This window comes from Rhizobium sp. CNPSo 3670 (genome assembly GCF_057784555.1).
In genome coordinates this window covers 22,877-38,555 of the sequence record NZ_JBXSOL010000019.1, presented here as the reverse complement: position 1 = coordinate 38,555, position 15,679 = coordinate 22,877, and the positions used below count along the sequence as shown (strand labels likewise).

At 61.5% G+C, this 15,679-nt stretch carries 16 protein-coding genes; 13 read left to right on the top strand and 3 right to left on the bottom strand.

Features of this window, described 5'->3' with window-relative positions; all coding sequences use genetic code 11:
• Nucleotides 1-7 precede the first annotated feature (7 nt).
• A complete protein-coding gene (locus tag AC13QO_RS19920; protein WP_085781652.1) occupies nt 8-1,195 on the top strand; it encodes a galactarate dehydratase in 1,188 nt (395 codons plus the stop codon).
• Between the two features lie 116 nt (nt 1,196-1,311).
• Here the strand turns inward: AC13QO_RS19920 and AC13QO_RS19915 are convergent, their stop codons facing one another.
• Complete coding sequence (locus AC13QO_RS19915; protein ID WP_488541605.1) at nt 1,312-2,235, bottom strand: LysR family transcriptional regulator; 924 nt, start codon at nt 2,233-2,235, stop codon at nt 1,312-1,314.
• 100 nt (nt 2,236-2,335) lie between these two features.
• Between AC13QO_RS19915 and AC13QO_RS19910 the strand changes: the two genes are divergently transcribed.
• The 12 genes from AC13QO_RS19910 to AC13QO_RS19855 all read left to right on the top strand — a co-directional run bounded on the left by AC13QO_RS19910 (nt 2,336) and on the right by AC13QO_RS19855 (nt 14,144).
• On the top strand, nt 2,336-3,361 hold the full coding sequence (locus AC13QO_RS19910) for a YeiH family protein (protein WP_488541604.1): 1,026 nt from the start codon (nt 2,336-2,338) through the stop codon (nt 3,359-3,361).
• A 100-nt stretch (nt 3,362-3,461) separates the two neighbouring features.
• Nucleotides 3,462-5,012 (top strand): acyl CoA:acetate/3-ketoacid CoA transferase, encoded by a 1,551-nt coding sequence (locus AC13QO_RS19905; protein ID WP_488541603.1) that lies wholly within the window; start codon nt 3,462-3,464, stop codon nt 5,010-5,012.
• A complete protein-coding gene (locus AC13QO_RS19900) occupies nt 5,009-5,815 on the top strand; it encodes an SDR family NAD(P)-dependent oxidoreductase (protein WP_488541602.1) in 807 nt (268 codons plus the stop codon). The genes AC13QO_RS19905 and AC13QO_RS19900 overlap by 4 nt, the downstream gene beginning before the upstream one ends.
• The gene (locus AC13QO_RS19895) at nt 5,812-6,663 is read left to right on the top strand and encodes a MaoC/PaaZ C-terminal domain-containing protein (protein WP_488541601.1); all 852 of its coding nucleotides are present in this window, start codon (nt 5,812-5,814) and stop codon (nt 6,661-6,663) included. Before AC13QO_RS19900 ends, AC13QO_RS19895 begins: the two co-directional genes overlap by 4 nt.
• Nucleotides 6,660-7,427, top strand: coding sequence for a histidine utilization transcriptional repressor HutC (gene hutC / locus AC13QO_RS19890; RefSeq protein WP_085781647.1), 768 nt, complete (start codon nt 6,660-6,662; stop codon nt 7,425-7,427). The genes AC13QO_RS19895 and hutC overlap by 4 nt, the downstream gene beginning before the upstream one ends.
• Entirely contained in the window at nt 7,424-8,929 is a 1,506-nt protein-coding gene (locus AC13QO_RS19885) for an HAL/PAL/TAL family ammonia-lyase (protein ID WP_085781646.1), read from the top strand. The genes hutC and AC13QO_RS19885 overlap by 4 nt, the downstream gene beginning before the upstream one ends.
• 114 nt (nt 8,930-9,043) lie before the next feature.
• Nucleotides 9,044-9,931, top strand: coding sequence for a glycine betaine ABC transporter substrate-binding protein (locus AC13QO_RS19880; RefSeq protein ID WP_085782052.1), 888 nt, complete (start codon nt 9,044-9,046; stop codon nt 9,929-9,931).
• 118 nt (nt 9,932-10,049) lie between these two features.
• Nucleotides 10,050-11,054 carry an ornithine cyclodeaminase family protein gene (locus tag AC13QO_RS19875; protein ID WP_085781645.1) on the top strand — a complete coding sequence of 335 codons (1,005 nt, stop codon included), beginning with the start codon at nt 10,050-10,052 and terminating at the stop codon, nt 11,052-11,054.
• Between the two features lie 5 nt (nt 11,055-11,059).
• Complete coding sequence (locus tag AC13QO_RS19870; protein WP_488541600.1) at nt 11,060-11,878, top strand: phosphate/phosphite/phosphonate ABC transporter substrate-binding protein; 819 nt, start codon at nt 11,060-11,062, stop codon at nt 11,876-11,878.
• A gap of 37 nt (nt 11,879-11,915) precedes the next feature.
• Complete coding sequence (locus tag AC13QO_RS19865) at nt 11,916-12,548, top strand: ABC transporter permease (protein ID WP_085781643.1); 633 nt, start codon at nt 11,916-11,918, stop codon at nt 12,546-12,548.
• Complete coding sequence (locus AC13QO_RS19860) at nt 12,545-13,180, top strand: ABC transporter permease (RefSeq protein ID WP_488541599.1); 636 nt, start codon at nt 12,545-12,547, stop codon at nt 13,178-13,180. Before AC13QO_RS19865 ends, AC13QO_RS19860 begins: the two co-directional genes overlap by 4 nt.
• Nucleotides 13,181-13,202: 22 nt before the next feature.
• A complete protein-coding gene (locus tag AC13QO_RS19855; protein WP_488541598.1) occupies nt 13,203-14,144 on the top strand; it encodes an ABC transporter ATP-binding protein in 942 nt (313 codons plus the stop codon).
• Between the two features lie 178 nt (nt 14,145-14,322).
• Here the strand turns inward: AC13QO_RS19855 and AC13QO_RS19850 are convergent, their stop codons facing one another.
• Nucleotides 14,323-14,895: an NADPH-dependent FMN reductase gene (locus tag AC13QO_RS19850; protein WP_085781640.1), complete on the bottom strand. Its 573-nt coding sequence runs from the start codon at nt 14,893-14,895 to the stop codon at nt 14,323-14,325.
• Between the two features lie 83 nt (nt 14,896-14,978).
• A complete protein-coding gene (locus AC13QO_RS19845) occupies nt 14,979-15,644 on the bottom strand; it encodes a nitroreductase (protein ID WP_488541597.1) in 666 nt (221 codons plus the stop codon).
• Between the last annotated feature and the right edge of the window lie 35 nt (nt 15,645-15,679).

Here is a 15,679-nt window from a genome sequence, read left to right as displayed (position 1 = left end):
CAGACTGATGAAGATCGACCGGATGCGGGTGTTCATGACCCGCGACAAGGACCGTCCCCGCGTAATCGTCGCACTCGACACGGACGACGGGTTGACGGGCTGGGGCGAATGCTACAACCACGGTCCTGATAAGGCGCTGCCGCCGCTGCTCGACTATCTCTATGGCTTTCTCTCCGGCCAGGACCCGACACGCGTCGATTATCTCGTCAACCTGCTGATCCAGCAAAGCCGCTTCCCGCCGGGCGCACTCGGCCTTGCCGCGATTTCGGCGCTCGACCATTGCCTGTGGGATCTGGCGGCCAAGGCCGCGAATGTTCCCGTATACAAGCTGCTGGGTGGCGAGGTGCGCGACCGCATCAAGGTCTATGCCGGGGTCTATACCGCCCCCGACGCGCCCGCTGCTCGCGACGAGTTCGATCGCCTGAAAGAGGAATGGGGGTTCACGGCCTTCAAACTCAGCCCTTGGCGTATCGACATGCATTCCCATCGTTGGGGGAATGTCGTGAAAGCCTCGGCCGATTATTTCCGCTCGCTGCGCGAGACGGTGAATGACGAATATGAGATCGCCTTCGACGCTCATGCCAAGATTTTCGAACCGATCGCCGCAAGGCAACTCGGCAATGCGCTGGCGCCCTATGATCCGCTGTTCTACGAAGAGCCGCTGCGTCCGGAGAATATCGATGCCTGGGGCGATCTGAAACAGGGGCTCAACTGCGTGCTGGCCACCGGCGAGTCGCTTTATAACAGGAACGAATTCCTGCGGCTGCTGCAGGTCAAGGGCGCCGATCTGATCCAGCCCGACATCTGCGTCGTCGGCGGCATCAGCGAAATGCGCCGCATCGCCACGCTTGCCGAAGCCTATTTCGTCGGCGTTGCTCCGCACAACCCGATGGGACCGCTGGCGACGGCGGTCAATGTGCATTTTTCGGCCGCGGCCCAGAACTTCCGCATCCTCGAATACCGGCTGCCAAAGGGCCAAGCCTATGTCTACGGCGGCCTCGATATCGAGAAGCGGCAGGGGGAAACCCGCTATGTGGTCGATCCCTATCTGCCGAAGAACGGCTATCTCGAGCTGCGCCCCGACCGGCCCGGCTGGGGCGTCGAGATGGACGAGAAGGCAATGGAGGAGGAAGGCTATATCCACTGGCAGCGGCGTGTGCCGAAGCGGCCGGATGGCTCTTACGCCTTCGCTTAGAGACGCCGCTCGAAAGAACCGGGACAGGCTGCTGCCGCATGGCAGCAGCCTTTTCCCTGGTTATCAGGCGAGACCGACCTTATGCCTGATGATGGCATTCTCCAACATCTCGCATGTTAGAGGACCCAGTCATCGCGATTTTGGACTTCGGCAGCTCTGTCTTCGCGGCAAATCGTTTCCAGCGCCAACGAGGCACGGCTGGAGTGTCTTTGTTTGTGCCGCAGGATTGCAAACTGGCGGGACGGCAAGGGAAAACGCGCCTTTACCAACAGACCTTGCGTCAAGAGCGGCGCGGCCACGGCTCCGGAAACGACCGTTGCGCAGAGGCCTTCTCTTGCTGCCGATATGACGGCTTCGTTCGATGGCAGCTCAAGCGCGACAGTCAGATCTCCGGAGCCAATGCCAAGATTGGAAATCGCCGCCTCGAAAGCCGACCGGGTTCCGGACCCCTTTTCCCGCATGACCCATTTTGTGCCCGAAACCAGCTCCGCCGGGGCAATCGGTTTGCCACGCGCCCAGGGATGGCGCGGACCGACAACGACAAGGAGTTCGTCCTTGGCAATCGGCTGAACATTCAGTGCCGGCTCATCAACGCTGCCTTCGACGAAACCGACTTCCGCCAATCCATCGAGAACCGCTTTTGCCGCCGTGGCCGTATTGCCGATCACCAGCTTCAGGTCGATGCTCGGATAGCGGGTCTTGAAACGCATCAGCATCGCTGGCAGCCAATAGCTTGCGATCGTCTGACTGGCAAAAACAACGAGCTCACCCTTTTGCAGGCCGCCGAGATCGGACAAGACGAGCGCTGCGGCTCTTGCGCGTGCGAGAGTGGCTCTTGCCTCCCCCAGAAACACCCGCCCTTCATATGTCAGCTCTATGCGCCGTCCGACACGGTGAAAAAGCTGGACCCCATAGGAGGCCTCGAGATTGCGGATGGCCGAACTGACGGCTGATGGCGTGAGGCCGATCGCCGAGGCGCCGTTGGTCAGGTGCTCGCGTTCGGCAACCGCGACGAAAATGGAGAGCTGTTCGAAGGTCATGACGCAATCGTTCGATTTCACCGAATGAACTATTTTAAACTATTCAATGGAAGGTGACAATCGAGTATGGGACAGTGAAGCATTCCGCAAGGTCTTGCCCATGCTCGTTTCCGTCTCACGATCCTCGTCGCTTCCTGCTGTCCTGCCGGGACTTTTCTTTTGCGCGGCAGTCGCGATCGTTGCGCAGCTGGTCGAGCGGTTGCAGCTGATGATGTTCGGCGCGCACTGGATCGAGAGCCTCGTGCTGGCCATTCTGATCGGCATTGCCGTGCGCTCCTCGATCCGTCTTCCGCAGACTTTCACTCCAGGCATTAACCTCGCCGCCAAGACGCTGCTCGAGATTGCCGTCGTGTTGCTGGGCGCCTCGCTCAGCACGGCTGCTATCCGGCAGGCCGGATTGCCGCTTGTCGGCGGAATTGCCGTCCTGGTTGCTCTGTCCCTGGCCGGCAGCTTTCTGCTCGGGCGGCTGCTGGGGCTGTCAACCGGCCTAGCGACCTTGGTTGCCTGCGGCAACTCGATCTGCGGCAATTCAGCGATTGCCGCTGCAGCCCCTGTCATCGGCGCGAAACCGGAGGATATCGCTGCCTCGATAGCCTTTACCGCGCTGCTCGGCGTTGGTGCGGTGCTGGCGCTGCCGCTTCTGCATCTGGTCCTGGGGCTCAGCACCGTACAATATGGTGTTTTCGCAGGGCTGACAGCCTATGCCGTGCCGCAGGTGTTGGCAGCCACAGCCTCTGCCGGAGCCGTCAGCACCCAGGTAGGCACGCTCGTCAAGCTGATCCGCGTGATGATGCTCGGACCCGTCATTCTTGTGCTCGGCGCAGTTCATCGCCGCCGTCCCGGTGGCTCCGCAGTCAATCTCCGCCATCTTCTGCCATGGTTCATCCTCGGTTTTGCAGCCATGGCGGCGCTTCGCTCCTTTGACGCAATCCCGGCGCCGCTGCTGGCCGGGATGTCGGCTGTCTCCGCTGCCTTCACCGTCACCGCCATGGCCGCGCTAGGTCTCTCTGTCGATGTGAGATCCATCACCCGTGCCGGCGGCCGGGTCCTTGCAGCGGCGGCGCTGTCACTGCTGGCTCTGGCGGCTCTTGGGTTTTGCTTGATGGGGCTGCTTGACATCGGCTGATCGAGGCGATCTGCCCAAAATACCGGCAAAGATTCCGGTTGCCTTCCAAACGATCGGCCGTTAGCCTGTATATACAGGTCGGTTGGAAACAAAGATCGTCATGCGGGTCATCTCTTCACAGCAAGCTGCGGATCTCCTCGAAGACGGGATGACGGTCGCTGCTTCGGGTTTTGGAGGATTCTGCCACCCCGAGGCCATCACGGCTGCGGTGGAGGAGCGTTTCGTCGCCTCTGGAAAACCCCGCAATCTCACGCTCTTGTTTGCTGCCAGCACGGGCGATCGTCAGACGCGCGGCATGGGGCATTTTGGCTATGAAGGGCTCGTCGCCTGCGTGATCGCCGGGGGCTGGCGAGGAACGCCGCGCCTTGGCAGGCTGGCGATCGAGGAAAAGATCGAAGCGCATTGCTGGCCGCAAGGCGTTATCGCCCAGCTCTATCGAGCGATTGCCGCCGGTCAGCCTGGGGTGATCACCCATATCGGGCTCGGTTCTTTCATGGATCCGCTGCATGGCGGCGGCCGCATGAATGCGACGACGCCGCGCGCGCTTGTCGAGCGTGTGTCGTTGCGCGGCAAGGAATGGCTGCTTTATCCCTCGATGCCGCTCGATTGCGTGCTTTTGCGCGGTACGACGGCCGACGAAGACGGCAACATCACCCTCGAGGACGAAGCCTTTCCCCTCGACGTGCTTGCCATGGCACAAGCAGGCCATAATTCCGGCGGTATCGTCATCGTGCAGGTCAAGCGGATTGCTGAGCGTGGCTCGCTGCCGCCGGGCGATGTTCGCATCCCGGCGGCGCTGGTCGATTATGTTGTCATCTGCGAAAATCCGGCCCAGCACGGCGTCAATTTCGCCGAGACGGACAATATCGCCTATACCGGGCGCGTCCGGATGGCGGCGAGCCGTCTGCAGCCGGCGCCGCTGTCGGCCGATAAGATTATTCAGCGCCGCGCCTTTCTGGAGCTGGCGCCGCTCCACCGTCCGACAATCAACCTCGGCATTGGCATTGCCGCCGGGATCGGCCGTATCGCCAGCGAAGAGGGATTTGACGATTATACGGTGACGATCGAATCCGGCGTCATCGGTGGCGTGCCGGCCGAGGAACTATCCTTCGGCGCTGCCGTCAATCCGACCGCGATCGTCCCACAGGCTTCGCAGTTCGACTTTTACGACGGCGGCGGCCTCGATATCGCCTTTCTCGGCATGGCCGAGGTGGATAGGTACGGTGCGGTCAATGTCAGCCGCTTCAACAATTCCATCGTTGGGGTCGGTGGCTTCACCAACATCTCGCAGACGGCGAGGCGTGTTGTCTATCTCGGCGCGTTTTCGGCTGGCGGCGCGGAAATTGCGGTTGCCGACGGCAGGCTCGACATCATCCGGGACGGCAGAGTTTGCAAGATCGTCGACCATGTCGACCAGATCAGTTCGAGCCCGGCCTTTGCGCCGGAAGGGCAGACGCAGCTCGTCGTCACCGAGCGGGCGGTCTTTCGGGTGATCGACGGATGCCTGACGCTGGCGGAGTTTGCCCCCGGCATCGATCTCGCCGCCCACGTTCTCGACCGCCTGCCGAAGGGCGTCGCGGTGTCGGACCAGCTGAAACAGATGGATGCGCGCCTGTTTTCCACCCACGCCATGAAGGACTCTGCCCCATGAAAATCGATGGAGCCGTCATCATCGTCACGGGCTCGGCAACAGGCGTCGGGGCCGCATGCGTGAAGCAGTTCGCCGACGGCGGTGCCCGGGTGGTGGTCAATTACAGCCGCAGCAAGAAAGAGGCCGATGAAACGGCCGATATCTGCCGCAGCCTGGGCGCGCAGGTCGAGATCGTCCAGGCCGATGTTGCCGACGATGCGGCCTGCCGCCGGATGGTTGCGACGGCCGTTAAACGGTGGGGGCGGCTCGACGCCCTGGTGAACAATGCCGCAACGACGGTCAAATCGGATCCTTTCGATCTCGAGACATTGTCGGCAGAGGATTTTCAGAGTGTTTTCGGCGTCAATGTCATCGGGGCCTACCAGATGTGCCGGGCGGCGGTGCCTGCGATGCGTGACAGCGGCGGCGGTGCGATCGTCAATGTCTCATCCAACGTTGCCTTTACCGGCGGCGGCAGTTCGCTTGCCTATACGGCCTCCAAGGGCGCGCTCAATGCGCTGACCCTGGCGCTAGCGCGCACCTGCGGTCCCGATATCCGGGTGAACGCGGTTTGCCCCGGCATCATCGATACGCGCTGGATGCGCGATACGCTCGGGCCGGATGCCTATGGCGCCATTGCCAAGCGATTTTCGGAATCCGCGCCGCTCGGCCGGGTCGCAACGCCGGAAGACGTTGCCGGCGCGATTGTCTGGCTTGTTCAGGGGGCAGACTTCGTCACTGGCGAATTGCTTTCCGTCGACGGCGGCATCCGCCTGTCCGGTGGCATTCGCAAACCCGTGGCATCCAGCGGAGCCGCATCGTGACGCTGTCGGCCCAATCCATTCTCGATTTCCCGGTGCCGCAAGCGACGCATGTGGTCACCGCAAGGGATGCCATCCTCTACGCCCTGTCGGTCGGCTACGGCACCAACCCGCTCGACGAAAACGCGTTGAACTACGTCTACGAACGCGATCTGGTCACTGCACCGACGCTTGCCAATATCGTGGCGCATCCGGGCCCCTGGATGCAGCAGACGGGTGTCGACTGGGCGCGTCTGGTGCATTCCGAACATCGCCTGGCGATCCACCGGCCGGTCCCTCTCGATGTGCCGCTGATCTCCCGGTCGCGCGTCTTGTCAGTGGTCGATCGCGGCGTTGAGAAAGCCATGTTCGTCAGCTTCGAGCGCATGATCGCAACCGTGGACGGTGACGAGCCGATCGCGACGATCGTGCAGACGAACGCCTGCCGCGGCGACGGTGGCTGCGGTTCGGCGGGATCGGCGCCTGAACCTCTGTCCAAAGTCCCGGACAGAGAGCCGGACGTCGAATTCAATGTCGACATCCCCGGTAACGCCGCGCTGCTTTATCGCCTGAACGGCGATCGCAATCCGCTGCATGTCGATCCACGGGCAGCGGGCAGCAGCGGCTTCGATCGGCCGATCCTGCATGGGCTATGCAGCTTCGGTTATGCGGGCTACGCCATCATCGCCGCCATCGATCCAGGGATGGCTACCGGTTTGAGCGCGATCGCGGCGCGGTTCAGCGCAGCGATCTTTCCCGGAGAAACGATCACCCTGCAGATGTGGCGCAACGACGCTGAAATTCGCTTCCGGGGGATCGTTGCTTCCCGGGGCGTGACCATCCTCGACAATGGCATGGCGAGGCTGTCATGACGAAAGCGGTCAAGCCGGCCGCCAGCGAGGCGCGCCAATATATCAGGATCAAGGAGCAGATCCTGGCCGAGATTGCCGAGGGCAAGCTGCAGCCGGGAGACCGGGTATCTTCCGAAAGCGAACTGGTGGCGGCATTCGGCGTCAGCCGCATGACGGCGAACCGGGCGCTGCGGGAGTTGATGTTCGAGGGTGTCCTCAAGCGATCTGCCGGCATCGGAACCTTCGTGTCGCCAAAGCACCTTGACGTCGATCTGCTTCAAATTCGCAACATAGCCGACGAAATACTGGAGCGGGGTCACACGCACAAGGCGGCGGTTGTCCAGGCCGGTTTGATGAAGGCGGATGCCAATGTTGCCGACGCGCTCGAACTGACCCTCGGCGCTGAGGTGATGCATTCGCTGATCGTGCACCTGGAAAACGACCAGCCCATTCAGGTCGAGGAGCGCTACGTCAATCCGCTGGTCGCGCCAGACTATCTCTCGACCGATTTCAGCAGCATGACGCCGAACGAATATCTGACGAAGGTGGCGCCGATAACGGCGTTCGAACATATCGTCCAGGCCGTCAAACCGGACACGACGATCCGCAAATATCTTGGCCTGAAGAATGATCACCCTTGCCTGCGCGTCTTTCGAAGGACCTGGTCGGGCGAGGCCGTCGTGACCTGCGCGCTGTTATACTATCCCGGCGCGCAATATCGGCTGGAAGCGCGGTCCACCAAGGGTCCTTCGAAGCCCGTCGCCATTCTCGGAGAGAAGCAGTGAGCGCCACCCATTCTCCATCGATCACCTTCAGCGCGTCGCCACCGACGGTCGAGGACATCGCGGCAATTGCCCGTCGTCACGCCAGGATCGAAATCTCCGCCGAGGTCGAGGCCCGGATTATGGCGGCGCGCGCCGTCGTCGATCGCTATACGGAAAGGGATCTGCCGGTTTACGGCCTGACGACGGGACTGGGAGCGGGGGTCGATACACGACTTGCAACGGAAGATCTGGTGGCGTTTCAGATGCGTGTGCCGCAAGCCCGCGCGGTCGGCGTCGGAAAGCCGCTTGCCCAGGAATCCGTGCGGGCGATGATGGCCGTCAGGGCAGTCGGCATGGCGGCGGGCGGTTCCGGCATTTCGCTGAACGTGTTCCGTGGTCTGATCGCCGCCATCAACGCAGGTGTCCATCCTGTCGTCCCGTCATTGGGCTCGATCGGTGCTGCGGATTTGGCTCCGCTTGCCCATATGAGCCGGGCGCTTCTCGGCTTCGGCGAGATCGAGCTTGGCGGCGAAGTGCTGCCGGCCGGCATCGCCCTGGAAAGGGCCGGCCTGAAACCTCTCGAATTGGCGCCGAAGGACGGGCATGCGCTTGTCGTGGCCAACAGCCTCTCCATCGGCCTCGCCTGCTTGGCGCTTGAGGATATCGAGCGGCTTTTCGATTGGTCTCTGAAGGCGATTGCCGTTAATTTCGAAGCGTTCAGGGCCAATGTCAGCGTCTTCGACGACCGCGCTCTGGCTGCGAGACCGGCCTTCGGGCAGCGCCGCGTCGCCGCTCAGCTGATGGAGTTGCTTTCGGGAAGCTCCTTGCTCGCCGCCGATGCCGCAAGACGTCTCCAGGATCCATTGAGCTACCGCTGCACGCCGCAGGTCTGGGGTGCGTTGAGGCATGCGATCGATGAGGCAAGGCAGGCGACGGAGATAGATCTCGTCAGCTCCAGCGACAATCCTGTCGTCATCGCCTCAGAGGGCGTCATTCTTGCGCATGGCAATTTCGACATGACCGCTTTTGTCCTCGCCTGGGAACGGCTGGGGCAGGCGATGGCGCATTGTGCGGCAGGCACCGCCTATCGGATCATGAAGATCATGTCGCCTGGCATGTCCGACCTTCCACGCTTCCTGACCCCGATGGGCCAGAGCCGGACCGGTTTTGCGACAGTGCAAAAGACCGTCTCGGCCATGGAAGCCGAAATCCGTCATCTCGCCATGCCAGTTTCGCTCTCGCCCCTTCCGGTCGCCGATGGTGTCGAAGATCAGGCGTCGATGGCCCCGAGCGTTTTGGCAAAGACGCAGGCGATCGTCGAGCGCCTGCGTTATCTCGTCGCCATCGAACTGATTGCCTCGGCACAGGCCCTCGAGCTGCGCGGCGTCTCAGGCGAATTGGGCAAGGGATCGGCCGGGGCCTATGCATTCGTCCGCAGCCACGTCCCGGCGCTTGAAGAGGACCGCGCGCAGGGGCCGGATTTTGCGACGATCGCCGCATTGATCGGGCTTGGCCCGCAATAAGCCCGGTTCGCCACTGCCCCACCAAGAAGGGCAGGGCGCCGACCGGTCATGCCGACGGTTATTCTGGGGATGCCGCCGGTTCGTTCATTGAAAAGTCAACAAGAGGGAATGATTATGAAAAATTGGACAAAGGGCATATTTGCAGCCGGCATCATCGCAGCCGTCATGTTCCAGTCTGCATCCGCAGAGACTATCAAGGTCGGCAGCAAGAATTTCACCGAGCAGTTCATCCTCGCTGAAATGTATTCAGCCGTTCTGGAAAACGCCGGCTTCACGGTCGAGCGCAAGATCAATCTCGGCGGCACGCTGATTGCGCATCAGGCATTGGTGGCCGGCGAGATCGATCTCTATCCGGAATATACCGGGACGGCGCTCGCGTCTGTCGTCAAGGGCGAGATGTCGACCGATGCCGACAAGGTCTACACCCAGGTCAAGGACTTCTACGCCAAGCAATTCAACCTCACATGGCTGAAGCCGAGCGGCATCAACAACGGCTATGTCATCGTCGTCCGGCAGGAAACGGCGCAGGCCAACAATCTGAAGAGCCTGTCGGATCTCGCCAAGGTCTCCAAGACACTGGTCTTCGGCGGCGGTGCTGAATTTCCCGATCGCGCCGACGGCCTGCCCGGTCTGAAGCGCGTCTACGACGCCGAGTTCAAGGAGTTCAAGCAGTTCGCCAAGCTTGGTCTTCGTTACGACGCGCTGGAACAAAAGGACATCGACGTTGCCAACGGTGCAGCGACCGACTGGCAGATCGGCTCGAAGAACCTCGTGCCGCTGGCAGACGACAAAGGTCTGTTTCCGCCCTACTACGTGGCGCCCGTTGTTCGCCAGGACGTGCTCAAGGCCAACCCGAAGGTTGCCGAACTGCTGGAAGCGGTTGGCTCCCATCTCGACAATGAGAAAATGCGGGTCCTCAATGCCAAGGTCGAGACCGATCACGAGGAAGCCAAGGACGTGGCGGTCGACTTCTTGAAGGAAAACGGCCTGCTGCCGAAATGATTGTCATGCCCCCGTGGCCGGATATCCATCCGGCCGCGGTCTGGGGCGGCGATCCTTTCAAGGGGTTGTTCGAAAATCCGTCCGGTCGGCAGCGGGCAGGAATGTGGAGAAGCGGGAAATGCAGGAAATCTGGATCGATTATCTCAACGCCCTCGATGCCAAGGCGCTGGGGCTGACCAATGACGAGATTCTCGATGCGGTGTCGAAGGCGCTGGATGCGCAGGGCAGGGGTGAAACCGTCATCGAGCCGCGGGTTCATCTTGTGCCGGAGAGCTCCGACAAAGGCCATTTCAATGTGCTTCGCGGCTATGTCAAAGCGCTGAATTATGCCGGCGTCAAAGTCGTCGGCGACTTCGTCGACAACTACAAGGTGGACCTGCCTTCGGAGCTTGCGGTCCTCAACCTGTTCGACCCGAATACGGGTGTGCCGAAGGCCATCATCGACGCGACTGCCATCACCGACATGCGCACCGGCGCCGTCACCGCTCTTGGCGCGAAATATCTCGCTCGCAAGGACAGCAGGGTGCTCGGTCATATCGGTGCGCGCGGAACCTCTTACTGGAATGTCCGACTTCTCGACCATCTCTTCGACTTCGAGGAAATCCGCGTGCATTCGCGCCGCCCGGAAAGCCGCAATGCCTTCGCCAAGCGTCTTGAGGCCGATCTCGGCAAGAAGATCGTCGTTACCGACAATTGGGAGGATTGCCTCAAGGACGCCGACATCATGGTCGAGGCCAGCCGCCTGCCGGAACCGGCGCCGCTGTTCAAGACCGAATGGGTCAAGAAGGGAGCATTCGTTGTGCCCTATGGCACGATGAGCGCACTCGAATTCGATCTCACGGACATCATGGACAAGGTCGTCGTCGACGATTGGGGACAATGCGGCCCCGGCAAGCCTTTCGGGGCGCTTCGCCGTCACGTCGACGAGGGCAAGGTGACGGCCGAGAACCTGCACGCCGAAATCGGCCAGATCATTTGCGGCAGGAAGCCCGGCCGCGAGAGCGATGAGGAGACGATCCTGTTCTGGCACCGCGGCCTCAGCACCACCGATGTGGCGCTCGGCGCCGCCATGGTCGACAAGGCAAGAGAGATGAACATCGGCCAACGGCTGCGGTTCGCATAATTGCCATGGTGTTGTCCAAGCCGATCGCCTGTTCGAGAATGTATAATCTCAGTCCGTGCATTCGCGGCCTGTGGGATGCGCTGTTTGCGCAGGTCAGTCTGCAGTCCGGCATCGAACTCGAGATCATCGCTCACGCAGCACCGGCACCGTTGTCGGAGCTGTGGGCGAGGCCGGACATGGGAGCGGTCTTCATGTGCGGCTATCCGTTTTCGCACATGCCCGAGGCTGCGCGACCGACGGTGCTTGCCGCACCCGTCTCGAGCGAGGCATGGTCTTTGGACCAGCCGCTCTACGCCAGCCACATTCTCGTCGCCTCCACCGGGCCGGTAAACGCTGTGGAGGATCTCGCAGCGGCACGCTGGGGCTGGACTGTGCGCGATTCCCAATCGGGCTATCACGCAGCGCGTTCTTTCCTTGCCGACCGGTTTGCCGGGAAAATGAAGCAGAGCATGACGGTCGGACCGCTGCTCAACCCGTCGGGCATCGTCGCCGCCCTCAAGGACGGCAGGATCGATGCGGGTGCGATCGACGCTTACGCCTTCCAATTGTTGCGGATGCACGAACCCGATGCGATCGATGGTCTGCGTATTCTGGCGACGACCGAACCGCTTCCGGCGCCGCTGCTGGTTGCCTCGCAGACATTGCCGTCGGGCGTCGCCGCAGCGTTGCAGCAAAGCCTCGTGACATTGCAGGGAACGGCTGAGGGAGCGGCGGTTCTGGTGCAGCTCGGCCTCAAGCGGTTCTCAACGGTCGTTCCCTCGGCCTACGATATTCTGCCGCAGAGAGCAGACGACGCCGATCGCAGATTGGGGATCTCATGGTAGACAGGCGAAAGAGCGCCCCGATGCGGAGGTCTCGACGATGAAATGGGTCCCTAAACATCTCGACCGGCTATTCGAAGCACTGTTGGAGCACCTCTATCTCGTTTTTTCCTCGGTTGGCATTGCCCTGGTGATCTCGCTGATCGTCGGGATATGGGCGGCAAGGCGGCCGCGGAGCTTTGCCGTGATCGTCATCTTCACTGGTATCCTGTTTGCGGTGCCGAGCCTGGCGCTGTTTGCGCTTCTCATTCCCATCATGGGCATCGGCGCGGCACCCGCCATAACCGGTCTTGCCGCCTATTCGCTGATGATCCTGATCCGCAATATCGGCATGGGATTTCAGGCTATTCCGCGTGACATATTGGAGGCCGCCGATGGCATGGGCTACGGCACGGCGCGGCGGATCTGGGAAGTCGAACTGCCGCTGGCAGTGCCCTATATCGTCGGCGGGCTTCGCATCGCCATGGTGACGGTCATCGGCATTGCGACTGTTGCCGCCTATATCAATGCCGGCGGGCTCGGCGTCATAATTTTCGAAGGCATCGACCAGCGCTTTCCTGAAAAGATAATCGCAGGCGGGTTGCTGACGTCGTTTCTGGCGCTCTTTGCCGACTACTGTTTTGCCTCGCTCGAAAAGCTGCTGCGCCGGCGCAGCGGAGGGAAGGTAGCATGATCGTTATCGATGCATTCAGCTGGATCTTCAACAATTCCGGTATCTTCCTCACTGCTTTCAATCGCCATCTTCTGATGTGCGTCCTATCGCTCGGCACCGCCTTTGTCATCGCGGTGCCGCTCGGATTTGTCGTCGCACGGGCACCGCGCGCCGCCTTTGCGGTGGTCAATATTGCCGGCGCCTTGCGCTCCATCCCCAGCCTTGCGATCCTGTCGGCGACGATGCCCTTTCTCGGCATCGGATTGCTGCCGTCCGTGATCGCCCTCATCGTCCTGGCCGTGCCGCCGCTATTGTTGAACACGATCATCGGCATCCGCGAGATCGACGCCTCGGTGATCGATGCGGCGGATGGAATGGGCATGAGCGCGGGGCAGATGCTGTGGGAGATCGAACTTCCCCTGGCCGTTCCCGCGATTCTGTCGGGCGTCAGGACGAGCGCCATCCAGGTCATCGGTGGGGCGGCGCTAGCCTCTTTTATCGGCGGCGGCGGGCTTGGCGATTTCATCAATGCCGGCATTGCGATCATGAACATGCCGCGCCTTCTCGTCGGAGCGGTGCCAATAGCCCTGCTCGCAATCTTTGCGGAATTGGCCTTCGGCACCCTGGAGCGCCTCTTCACTCAACGGCGCTGAGCGGCCGAAAGCGGATATCAGGATGATTCATCTCGATCATGTTACCAAGAAATACGACGGAAGCGGCCCGCATGCGGTCGACAATCTCGATCTGCTGATCGAGACCGGCACGACGGTTGCCCTGATTGGTCCTTCTGGCTGCGGCAAGACCACGACCATGCGGATGATCAATCAGTTGGAAACGCCGACGGCGGGACGCGTGCTGGTTGACGGAAGAGATATAGCCCGGGTCGATCAGAAGGAGCTCCGCCGCAGCATCGGCTATGTCATCCAGCAGGTCGGTCTGTTTCCGCATATGTCGATCGCACGCAATGTCGCGACCGTCCCGCGGCTTCTCGGTTGGGACAGGGCGCGCAGCGATCGCCGCGTCGACGAGCTCCTGGATCTCGTCGGCCTTGATCCGACCGTCATGCGGCAGCGCCTGCCGCACGAATTGTCGGGCGGGCAGCGTCAGCGCGTCGGTTTCGCGCGTGCGCTCGCAGCAGACCCCGCAATCATGCTGATGGACGAACCGTTCGGCGCGATCGATCCGATCACCCGTGTTAGGCTTCAGGACGAATTCCGCGATATTCTGAGGAAGGTAAAGAAGACCGTCGTCATCGTCACGCATGACCTCGACGAGGCCATCAAGATGGGCGATCGCATCGCGATCATGCGGGATGGCCGCCTTCTCCAATATGATAGCCCGCAGGAAATTCTTGCGCATCCCGTCAACGACTTCGTCGAGAACTTCCTCGGCCCTGACCGAGCCATAAAGAGGCTGAGCTTGATTGCCGTATCGACGATCATGACAGCGCCGGAACCGTCCAACGGCGATGCCGAGATCGCCGCTGACGCCACGGTTCACGATGCCTTGGCGCTCATCCTCTCCGGCGAGATGCCGGGCCTCCATGTCAGGTCAGCCGATGGAACGCTTGCGGGCTATCTGTCGCGAGCCACCTTGTTGCGCGCCAATCGGCTGTAGAACAATTCCGGCTAAAGTCCGCAGCGCTTTGCTCGACGTGAACAAGGCTACCTCCCTTGCCGAAGGGTCAATACACCAATGCTACCCACGCGTGCGGAAAGGGTTTGCCGATGGCCTGTCTCAGGCTGTCGGTGCCGGCTCGATTGACGTCAACTCCGCTCGTTCACTCTCCGCTTGTCTAGGCGTCTTTCGGCAGCACTGAGCGAACCCTTGCGACGAAGGCATGGAAGTCCCGCATGAACGTGCGCAGGAAATCGGCGGTGCTCTCGTTCGTGACCTCGCCGTCATCGGTGATCAGCCCCGGGGTGAATTGAATGTAGGCTTCCGGAGCATTCATCTGCGGAGAGTTGCAAAAACTAAGCACGCTGCGCAGATTCTGCTGGGCGACGGCTGTGCCGATCGCGCCCGGCGAGGTGCCGATCACCGCAGACGGCTTGCGTGTGAACGAGTTGGTGCCGTAGGGGCGGCTCGCCCAGTCGATTGCGTTTTTCAGCCCGCCGGGGATGGATCGATTGTATTCGGGAGTGACGAACAGCACGGCGTCGACGGCCGCGATCGCCGCCTTGAATGCCCTGCCGGCCGGAGGGTAATCGGCGTCGTAATCGTAACTGTAGAGTGGCAGGTCCTTGAAGGATATCTCTGACATTTCAAGTTCCGGCGGGGCGACGCGCACCAACGCCTTGGCGAGCTTGCGGTTGATCGAACCCTTGGCGAGGCTGCCGATAAGATAGCCTACTTTATGCGTGGTCATGGCGTTCTCCAGTATCCCGCATGATAAAGGACATATCATACGCGGAATTCTCGACGAGGTCTCTGTCCTTTGGGTTCAAGCAACTATTCGCCGATAAACGTGACCGTCTCGGCCAGTGGGGCGCGGCCCGTACGGGCGTAACTTACCGCAGGGTCTTCGTAGCCGATCGACATGCCGCAGAAGAGGATCAGCCCATCGGGCGGCGACAGTACCTCGGCGACCGTCCCGCGAACCTGCGACCATGCCATCTGCGGGCAACTGTGCAGTCCTTCGGCGCGAAGCAGCAACATGACGGTCTGCAGATACATGCCGACGTCGGCCCATTGAGGTAGGCCAAGATCGCGGTCGATGTAGCAAAACAGAGCGACTGGCGCGCCGAAGCAGTTCCAGTTGGCGATTGCTGCCCGCTGGCGTGCCTCCCAGTCCTCGCGCGCAATGCCGAGCGCGCTGTAGCGTTCCTTGCCGAAGGCGGAGCGGCGCTCGCCGTAGGGGGGCTTCAGCACGGAGGGGTACATCTCATACTGCCGCTTGTCCCATGCGTCGCCATGCGTCACGCGCTCGACGGCTGATGTCTTGAGTTCGGCCAGCGGCGCGCCGGTCATCACGTAGGTATTCCACGGCTGGATGTTCGATCCTGACGGGGACCATGCCGCGGCAGCCAGCACCCGCTCAAGTATTTCCATCGCCACAGGCTGGTCTTTAAATCCGCGCACCGACCGTCGGCTTGTGACTGCCTCATATACGTCCATGATCGCCTCCATGCGCCAGGCCGTTCGTTCCGTTC

Coding starts and splice junctions, on each gene's coding strand:
- AC13QO_RS19880 (WP_085782052.1), top strand. CDS start 9,044: ATGAAAAATTGGACAAAGGGCATATTTGCAGCCGGCATCATCGCAGCC.
- AC13QO_RS19860 (WP_488541599.1), top strand. CDS start 12,545: ATGATCGTTATCGATGCATTCAGCTGGATCTTCAACAATTCCGGTATC.
- AC13QO_RS19900 (WP_488541602.1), top strand. CDS start 5,009: ATGAAAATCGATGGAGCCGTCATCATCGTCACGGGCTCGGCAACAGGC.
- AC13QO_RS19855 (WP_488541598.1), top strand. CDS start 13,203: ATGATTCATCTCGATCATGTTACCAAGAAATACGACGGAAGCGGCCCG.
- AC13QO_RS19870 (WP_488541600.1), top strand. CDS start 11,060: ATGGTGTTGTCCAAGCCGATCGCCTGTTCGAGAATGTATAATCTCAGT.
- AC13QO_RS19845 (WP_488541597.1), bottom strand. CDS start 15,644: ATGGACGTATATGAGGCAGTCACAAGCCGACGGTCGGTGCGCGGATTT.
- AC13QO_RS19865 (WP_085781643.1), top strand. CDS start 11,916: ATGAAATGGGTCCCTAAACATCTCGACCGGCTATTCGAAGCACTGTTG.
- hutC (WP_085781647.1), top strand. CDS start 6,660: ATGACGAAAGCGGTCAAGCCGGCCGCCAGCGAGGCGCGCCAATATATC.
- AC13QO_RS19905 (WP_488541603.1), top strand. CDS start 3,462: ATGCGGGTCATCTCTTCACAGCAAGCTGCGGATCTCCTCGAAGACGGG.
- AC13QO_RS19920 (WP_085781652.1), top strand. CDS start 8: ATGAAGATCGACCGGATGCGGGTGTTCATGACCCGCGACAAGGACCGT.
- AC13QO_RS19850 (WP_085781640.1), bottom strand. CDS start 14,895: ATGACCACGCATAAAGTAGGCTATCTTATCGGCAGCCTCGCCAAGGGT.
- AC13QO_RS19875 (WP_085781645.1), top strand. CDS start 10,050: ATGCAGGAAATCTGGATCGATTATCTCAACGCCCTCGATGCCAAGGCG.
- AC13QO_RS19915 (WP_488541605.1), bottom strand. CDS start 2,235: ATGACCTTCGAACAGCTCTCCATTTTCGTCGCGGTTGCCGAACGCGAG.
- AC13QO_RS19910 (WP_488541604.1), top strand. CDS start 2,336: ATGCTCGTTTCCGTCTCACGATCCTCGTCGCTTCCTGCTGTCCTGCCG.